Here is an 8,087-nt window from a genome sequence, read left to right as displayed (position 1 = left end):
GCACCCGCGCAAATCTACGTTTGGCAGCGTGATTGTACCACCCTGCCGCGGCGGCTAGATGAGCACGCCCTCATCCCTACACTGGTTGACTGTCGGAAATACAAATTCAATGTATACAGAAAGATATAAGGAGTGGGAGGGATTCCGCCGTAGTTGGCATTGTAGGAAAATCCAAAAGTTTAGATTTTCCCACAATGCTTATCTTTTGGTCTTTGGTTCGGAATAGTGTAGTGCTGGCGGTCTATCTCTTGTTTTCGGTTGCTTGCTTCCTTACCGTACATGAGCATTTGCGGCGGAGAGTATCTTGCTACGTTCATTACCGAACAGGATGGTCAGACGATGTGCATAGACTGCTGGAGCAGGCGCTACGGCGAGTAGGCAGAACTGTGCAGCCGCACGTGAAACACAAGCAACACTGCAGATGCGGGAAAGAGGAAAGAGCGCCTTTAACTACGACGTCCGTTGCCAAAAACAGCATTCGATGGTATAAAGTAGATGGTTTTCCGATAGGAGGGCTTCCAAGTGCCGGGGACGTTTTCCCCGGCTTTCTTTGTTTTAGGGGGCGAATTGCGCGAGCTCAGCCTGTTCATAGACGAATCCGGGAGCGACAACCTGAGGGACAGGTACTATCTCCTCACGCTCGTGCTCCACGAGCAGGACGAGGACGTGTCCGAGAGCATTCGCCTGTACGAGCGTTCGCTCGCCGAGAAGGGCCTGCCCGACATCCCGTTCCATGCCTCCCCGCTGCTGAACGGCCATGACAGCTACGAGAACATGGACCCCGCCGACAGGAAGCGTCTCCTCTCGTCGTTCAGAGTCTTCTTCCGCCACATGCCGGTACGCTACACGTGCATCACGCTCAAGACGAAGGAGCACGGCGACCTCGACGGAGTCACGGCCGCGATGCGCAAGCGCCTCGTCGACTTCCTGTTCGACAAGCTGGCGTACTTCCAGGATTTCGATGCCGTCAAGATCTATTACGACGACGGGCAGAAGTCGGTCGCGCAGGCGATCCACAAGGCCGTCGACTACGCCCTCTCGAAAGACGCGGTGGTCTACAGGCTGGCCTCCTCCTCGGACTACAGGCTCAGCCAGATCGCGGACTACATCTGCACGATGGAACTGACCGCCCTCAAGTACGCCGACAAAGCGTCCACCGCTACCGATGAGAAGTTCTTCGGCTCGTGGTCCCAGTTCAGGAAGGGCATCCTCAAGGAAGTGCGGGCGAAGAGAATCTAACGCGCGGCGGCTGATTGGATTTCGGAGCGTTATCGGCAAACCGCTTGTGACAATTGCCCAGGAACGGCAAGCGGCGATTCGAGGATAGCTATAAACAGCCGATTCGCATGAATCGGTCAGTTTCCAAGCCGCCTGCGACTATTCCCAAGTGCGAATCGGGGAGTCGTAGCGCGCATAATGTCTAGAATCGGAAAATTATGCAACTATCCCCGCCCTCTCGAATCAACCTTTGATTCAGAATTGATTCGGACGATACGACGTGAGATAGCACCTTATGGACGATAAGACACGCAACAACACGCCATGCAAGCGTGCAACGATCGAGTGGGAGTAGAGGTTCCCTTCTTCCCTCCGATGCTTGATCATCCTGGCGGGCGCTCTCTACAGCGAGGGCGCCCGCTTCATTATGAGGAGCGCCCCGTGGATGTCCTGCAATTCATGCGTGATCACCAGGCCTATTTCGAAGACTACGTGACGCGCAGCACATACCACTCGAACGCCATCGAGGGCAGCACGTTGTCCTTTGCCGAGACCTATGCCATTCTCTGGAACGACAATACTCTGAAGGTGACGGCTACGGCTCGCGAGCTGTACGAGGCGATCAACCACAAGTACGCCCTGGCCACGGCATCGGAAAATATGGACGACCCTCTTTCGGAGCGGCTTGTCAAGGCTATAGCGCGGGATATCAACCGTAACATAAGCGGCATCGACGACTATCGTCACGGCCAGGTGATTATCCGCGGGGCCGAGCACCTGCCGCCGGCCGCCAATCAAGTGAACCAGCTCATGATGCAGCTCGTGTACGAGTACAACCACGACGAGGGAGGAGACCCCTTCCTGCGTGAGGCCCGCTTCCATATCCGCTTCGAGAGAATTCATCCCTTCGAAGATGGCAACGGGCGGACGGGTCGCATCCTCGTAAACCGCGGGCTCATGCGAGCCGGTCTCGCTCCGGTAGTGATCCCCGTGGAAGAGCGCGCCGCCTACATGGACTTGCTGGCGCGCAGCGACTACGACGGCCTGGCCGCCATGCTGCGCCGCCTGTCTGAGGCGGAGACCGAGCGTATGGAAAGATTCGCCGAGCTATAGCAGCGTTTGGAACAAGTGGAGAAAGCTATTCCACCTTCTGAAAGTACTTCCTCATGAGCTCCCTGGGGATATGGCAGTAGTCGTTGGGGAACTTGTCCAGGTGGTTCTGGTGCGCCCTAGCGCCCAGGGAAGTTGGAATTGCGGAGGGTGCGGCCCGATGCCGCGCGAAGACGACCTGGGCCGCACCCTCCGGGTGGCGAGATTCTACTGAACTTCGAACTGGATGTCCTCGTAGGAGAGGCCCTCGGGCTCTTCCTCGCCGAGGATGAACACGGGCTTCTGGCGGCTCGCGTCCACGAAAAGCTGCATGTTCCCCGGCGTGGAGTAGTGGCCAGCCGGGTCCATGAAGTACTTGGCGACCGGGATGAGCCCCAGGTCGATGTCGGCGACGAGCACGCCCTCCGCGTCGTGCTCCATCTTGGCGATGACCTGCCCCGTGGGGCTGATGATCCGCGTGAACCCGTGACCGTAGGCCATCGCCTGGCGCTGCGCGTCGGAGCGGCAGAGCTTCTCCTCCATCTCCGGCGTCCAGATTTGGCTGGCGCACAAGGTGAACGTCCCCGTCGCCCGCACGATCATCTCGTTTGAGGTTGCCTTCATCTTGCGGTACCTGCCCAGAAGATTGCCGGACGATCCTAACAACATATCGACGCAAGGCTCGGTCGACCTGTTCAAGATCATGGAGACGCGCGAGGACTGTAGCGCGACTGTTATCGGTTCGGAGTTTGAGCTCGCCGAGCAGTATTTGTGTATCGAAGGCGAGCTGATGATCAACCCTGTTCTCAACTGCATAGCGACTGGGGCTCTCTGCATCTATCGTGAGAACTCGAACATACGCGAGTGTTTTTTTAAGAAGAAGGGAGGTACGTGGAGATACCAGAAATAGCTTGTTAGCGCCGGGTGGGATTTACTGCGGTTTAGTGCAGGCGTTAACAGAGCCGTGCTGTGTCGAGCGGCGAAAGCATGGTTGCTGTGTGGGGAGGGTGCGGATACGCCGGTGCGTGCTGTTATCGCCGGACGCTATGACGCAAGTGATGTGAGACGTGCTGTCTTGGGTGACACGCATACCATCGTATAGGCACGAGTTTTCGGACGGCGTGGCGAATGCTGATGGCGCCTCCACTGGCGTTGCGCGTGTGATCGCTGGCGCCTACAAGGTAGTTTGTGATTCGCTTGACGTTTGTGGTGCGCCAAGCTTGATCAGCGTCAATTGTTGCAAGACATTCTACGGTGACAGGATCTGTTCCATCGCTGCCGGCACTATTGAAGCAGGCGGCTGCGTTTGGGCGCACTGCACAGCCTGCAACGGTGCCACTAGTATGTGGTCATAGGTACAGCTGATGGAAGTAAGAAGTATCTGAAAATATAAATCCTAATTCCAGGTCAACAATAATTTATCGTGGACAATGTCATTTGGCATAGAATGATTCTTCTGTTGAAGACGATCTATCATTGAGGTGCCACAGTTAACAATTATTTCACGCGCGAAAACGCCATCAGGTGGTTGTGGTGAGATGTTTTTTGACTTCGACTTCCTATATCCGTTAATCGACAAAGCGACATAAACTCCTCGCGACTTGCAATCGGCTATAGCATCCCAAAGACCATCGATGGAAAAATCCTGCGCTCCGTAAATAATGGATTGAGAATGCGTATAAGGCGGATCGCAATAGACCAAATCGCCTTTCTTGGCGCGTGACATCGCCTCACGATAATCAGCGGTATCGAAATCAACATTTTGAACAAGGTTGTGCCACTGATATACGCGCTCTCTGAACGATTCGGGGGAAATCGGTTTGTGCGGACCTTTCGGGGTGCTCATAAATCCATCTTTCTTCCTGAATCTGACGATCCCTGAATAACAGGTTCTTGTGAGCAGACAAAAATCAAGGCAGTTTTTATCACTGTTGAAGCGGTCGCGAATCATGGAATATGATTCGTCGGGATGTGAATAGTAATCATCAATCTGGCTTTGATAGTAGTCGCAGAGAACATCGGGATCATCTTTGACGTATTGAAAAATATCGACAAGAAAAGGAAGTGCGTCACTGGCGTATGCGCGTTCAAACCTAGGCCACATTGCTCCGCAAGCATTACGTTGAGATAATTCAGCCAATACAGCACCGCTCCCCAAAAAAGGTTCGTGGTAGTTTCTGAAGGATTCAGGAAAACAATCAACGATGTATTCTGCGAACCTTTGTTTGTTGCCTATCCACTTCAATAAGGCTGGTACCATTAGAAACTCCGTAACTTATATCATGTAGACTTATCGTCTACATAGTACCATGATCAACCCATGGAAAGAAGTATCCAAATAGCATTCGGCGATGCGGTGCGAGATGCACGGGTTAATCATGGCTACTCACAAGAAGAACTGGCTGACCTGTGCGGAATGCATCGAACCTATATCAGTGATATTGAACGTGGATTACGTAATGTATCTTTGGAGAACATAGAGAAGATATCAGCAGCTTTGGATACACCTCTGTCAGTCCTTTTTGAGCAGATTGAGACCGAGAATGCGTAGATTCGACTATTTCAAAGGACAACCTTCTGAGTTTTGGGCGAAGGTGAGATTCATTTCGCAAGAACTCGGTTATACGAAAAGAAGAGCAGACGCGATCCGGACGTATTCGGTTGACGAAATAGTGAATCTCTTTTTAGAGAATGGCGATCAAATAGATATCGCTGAGGCAGAAGAGCTCAGCAAATATAGCGAGATGCGTTGCGAAGCAGTTCATGAAGCACGAAATTATTTGATGGATGCCAAACAGGCCGAAGAGGTCTACGCGCAAGTATCGAAGAAGATATCCTGGGCAATTGTGCCCTTCAGTGCCCCAATGAACAAGCAAAAAGGAGAGAAGAGGAATGTAGCTTTTCTGACCGCTCTCGTCGACCTCATCGCTTTTGATGTCCTAAGTGATTACGGGTTGGAATTCGATCACGACCCGCGCTGTCTTCTTGAATTTTATGATCTCAATCATAATTTGGTCAGTGTGTCCTCTAGACGTTTGGACGGAGCATTTCCATCAACGCGAAATCCTGAGGCTGTATGGGAAATCAAAGAGTATTACTATACGACGACGTTTGGCAGCAGGATTGCCGATGGCGTATACGAAACGCGCTTGGATGGTTACGAACTGAACGATGCGGAAGAGCAAACCGGAAGGAAGACTACGCACATTTTGTTTGTTGACTCATATTCAACCTGGTGGGAACAAGGCAAATCGTATTTCTGCAGGTTGATAGACATGCTGAATGAAGGAAGCGTCGACGAGATTATCTTCGGGTATGAAGTTCTAACTAGATGGCCCGAGGTGTTAAGAGAAATAATTGAGTCTTAGGGCAGAACAGCAGATGAAGCATGGAATATGTATTTACAGCGACAGAAACAGGGACGCCTTCCGGAAATGAAGCAGAGACAAAAGCTTTATTGCATATGCTTGATGCTACAGAAGATGGAATAGAGTTATTTGCGGTAGATTGCTTCAATGATGTTACAGGGATGGACAATCCCTGTTTTGTGCTTCATGATGCACAATCAAAGGCTGAAAAGAATATCTCTCCAGCAAAACTGGGAAGATATCTTGTAACCCTTCTGGAGAATCATCTTAGCGAGTTCTCGCAATTCTTTGATAGCTTGACTCTGTTTGTTGGAGGCGTTTCAAAAACTGTACTGCAGAATCCTGAGTTAGTGGAGTTTGGGTTTCATGATATTGAAGCCAAGGCTCAGAAAAAAGTCCAAGATAGCCTTATCGAAGAATGCAAGAAGCGAAAAAATGGCATTGATGATAATTTGCTTAGCGAAGACAATATAAATGATTTTCTTAGTAAGGTTCACTTTGTTATCTTTCGTGAAAATCGCGAGGATTACATAAAACCTTTAGTAAGAACTTCGGCCCCGATAATGCCGGATTCGAAGAAGCTTAAAAGAATCTTTACTGAGATACGTGACAAGCAATCAGCCCTTAAGAACCGAGCAGGTATAGCCGGAAAAAGGATAACGCATCCAGACAGGGTTATTGATTTGGGGCGTGTGGTAAAACGCAGGGATATCGAATTGCTCGTAATCCAAAGAATTCTGAATAGAGACTTTCTTAGAGATGATACGCCTAAAAGCTTTATTCATTACTTAAACCAAATACCTGATGAAGAAGATCCAGATGCGATCACAGAAGATTGTCGACATGCCATCTACAGACAATTCTTCGATAAAAACAACAGCGAAGCATTCTGGACATTCTTGGATGAAGTCGTGACAACGATCGACAATAGTAATCAAAAAGATATTGAGGAAATATACGATCAGTTAAAAGTTGAGACTCGTAAGGCGTGCACACATTTAGAAAGGCGATCATGCCTCTACTTCATCGCAACTATAAAGGATGGTCTATATAAATGATTAATGTTAGAGCTATTTACCTCGGGAATGAAGCTGAAGCCTATATTTTAGACGACTTTATTGATGGAATTAACATCATAAATAGCGATGATAACCATGTTGGAAAAACGATTGTTATGCAATCAATCATGTTCGCTATGGGTTCGGAAGCCATGTTTCCTCATAATTTCAAACCGAAAGAGTACGTTTTCATAATTGATTTGGATGTTGACGGAGAAGCAATATCGATACTCAGGAGTAGAGATACATTTGCAATAAAAAAACGTGATGAGCTCGTATTTGAAGAAAGCAAGCGAGATTTTGATGAGTTCTGGAGCGACAACATTTGTGCTTTGCCTTCAATAATCAAAGACGGAAAGCTACAAAGAGTGGGATTGCCATTGTTCAATCAATTATCCTTTGTGAACCAAACTCCAAGAAATACTTCCAGCTTAATCGGGAGTTACTACAAAAAGGATGATTTTAAAGAAATGGTGTTTGCTATTGTTGGATTGGATGCTCGGCAGCTAGATTCGCAAGCAGAACGGGAACTAAAAGATAGGAAAGGAAAGCTGAAAACCAGGCGAAAAGAGCTTGCCAAATTGGTTCGAGATTTAAGAGAGAGTGGAACTTCGCTTGCAGCGATAAGTCCTACCGCAGACCGCGAAGAAACCAGTAGATTCGTAGAACAATTGGATAAGTTAAAAAACGATATCTCTGAAAGACAGAAACTAAGAAACCATGCATACGTGCGTATGAAGAAGAACGAGCAACTTCGCAGAGAACTAGGGTCATTGAACAGAGAGCTAAAAACCGGTTCGATAGTTTGTCTCGATTGTGGGTCAAAAGCGATTGGCTATTCAATGCCAGAATCAAACGTTGCTTTTGATATAACAACACAAGATATGAGGCAAGAAATATTGCGAACGATAGATTACAAGATTGATGACTATGTGGGGGAAGTCGAGAGGCTTGAGAAAGAGATACGTGAACTACAGATACGCTTTAATGCGCTTGCGGAAACTAGAGAAATAAGTCTGATAGATATAATTTCCGTAAAAGACGACTATGGAAATCTTGAGGAAATGGATCGTGAACTGACAGCGATTATTGATGAAATAGAAGACATTGACAAGAAATTAGAGTTCTCAAAAAACGTAGATGCGGAGCTGCGAAAAGACAGAAACGATTTCATGCGGAAAGTCCTCATTTCCATGAACCATCTTAGGGAAGTTGTGAATGATGGGATAGAAACCGAAGACTATGATGATCTATTGGTAACGTACAATCTCTTGCGCACTTTCACAGCAGCATAGCCTAGATACCAAAAGACACGGCTCCGGCCTTCGGTATGATTCGAGTTGTCTAGATTCGA

8 protein-coding genes are annotated in these 8,087 nt (G+C 48.7%); 6 read left to right on the top strand and 2 right to left on the bottom strand.

Annotated elements, in window-relative coordinates:
* Positions 1-567: 567 nt before the first annotated feature.
* Positions 568-1,239 carry a DUF3800 domain-containing protein gene (locus ACW4QM_RS11265; protein WP_195347127.1) on the top strand — a complete coding sequence of 224 codons (672 nt, stop codon included), beginning with the start codon at positions 568-570 and terminating at the stop codon, positions 1,237-1,239.
* A 420-nt stretch (positions 1,240-1,659) separates the two neighbouring features.
* Positions 1,660-2,331: a Fic family protein gene (locus tag ACW4QM_RS11260; RefSeq protein ID WP_022740618.1), complete on the top strand. Its 672-nt coding sequence runs from the start codon at positions 1,660-1,662 to the stop codon at positions 2,329-2,331.
* Positions 2,332-2,535: 204 nt separating this feature from the next.
* Here ACW4QM_RS11260 and ACW4QM_RS11255 read toward each other — a convergent pair whose 3' ends face one another.
* Positions 2,536-2,931 carry a nitrilase-related carbon-nitrogen hydrolase gene (locus ACW4QM_RS11255; protein WP_161128392.1) on the bottom strand — a complete coding sequence of 132 codons (396 nt, stop codon included), beginning with the start codon at positions 2,929-2,931 and terminating at the stop codon, positions 2,536-2,538.
* A 772-nt stretch (positions 2,932-3,703) separates the two neighbouring features.
* Positions 3,704-4,567 (bottom strand): DNA adenine methylase, encoded by an 864-nt coding sequence (locus tag ACW4QM_RS11250; protein WP_157012442.1) that lies wholly within the window; start codon positions 4,565-4,567, stop codon positions 3,704-3,706.
* A gap of 60 nt (positions 4,568-4,627) precedes the next feature.
* Here ACW4QM_RS11250 and ACW4QM_RS11245 point away from each other — a divergent pair, with 60 nt between their 5' ends.
* The 4 genes from ACW4QM_RS11245 to ACW4QM_RS11230 are packed head-to-tail and all read left to right on the top strand — an operon-like array spanning position 4,628 to position 8,028.
* Positions 4,628-4,858, top strand: a complete 231-nt coding sequence (locus ACW4QM_RS11245; protein WP_157012443.1) for a helix-turn-helix domain-containing protein — start codon at positions 4,628-4,630, stop codon at positions 4,856-4,858.
* Positions 4,851-5,675: a DUF7687 domain-containing protein gene (locus ACW4QM_RS11240; protein WP_161128391.1), complete on the top strand. Its 825-nt coding sequence runs from the start codon at positions 4,851-4,853 to the stop codon at positions 5,673-5,675. The genes ACW4QM_RS11245 and ACW4QM_RS11240 overlap by 8 nt, the downstream gene beginning before the upstream one ends.
* A gap of 20 nt (positions 5,676-5,695) precedes the next feature.
* Entirely contained in the window at positions 5,696-6,733 is a 1,038-nt protein-coding gene (locus tag ACW4QM_RS11235) for a hypothetical protein (protein WP_161128390.1), read from the top strand.
* A complete protein-coding gene (locus ACW4QM_RS11230; RefSeq protein ID WP_455798461.1) occupies positions 6,730-8,028 on the top strand; it encodes a hypothetical protein in 1,299 nt (432 codons plus the stop codon). The genes ACW4QM_RS11235 and ACW4QM_RS11230 overlap by 4 nt, the downstream gene beginning before the upstream one ends.
* Positions 8,029-8,087 lie beyond the last annotated feature (59 nt).

This window comes from Adlercreutzia sp. CNCM I-6207, assembly GCF_977072305.1.
The sequence above is the reverse complement of the archived record's forward strand: the minus strand, read 5'-3'. Positions and strand labels throughout refer to the sequence as shown.

What these genes read in the sequence shown, in the direction of transcription:
- ACW4QM_RS11240 (WP_161128391.1), top strand. Translation starts at nt 4,851, where the DNA reads ATGCGTAGATTCGACTATTTCAAAGGACAACCTTCTGAGTTTTGGGCG.
- ACW4QM_RS11250 (WP_157012442.1), bottom strand. Translation starts at nt 4,567, where the DNA reads ATGGTACCAGCCTTATTGAAGTGGATAGGCAACAAACAAAGGTTCGCA.
- ACW4QM_RS11245 (WP_157012443.1), top strand. Translation starts at nt 4,628, where the DNA reads ATGGAAAGAAGTATCCAAATAGCATTCGGCGATGCGGTGCGAGATGCA.
- ACW4QM_RS11235 (WP_161128390.1), top strand. Translation starts at nt 5,696, where the DNA reads ATGGAATATGTATTTACAGCGACAGAAACAGGGACGCCTTCCGGAAAT.
- ACW4QM_RS11255 (WP_161128392.1), bottom strand. Translation starts at nt 2,931, where the DNA reads ATGAAGGCAACCTCAAACGAGATGATCGTGCGGGCGACGGGGACGTTC.
- ACW4QM_RS11230 (WP_455798461.1), top strand. Translation starts at nt 6,730, where the DNA reads ATGATTAATGTTAGAGCTATTTACCTCGGGAATGAAGCTGAAGCCTAT.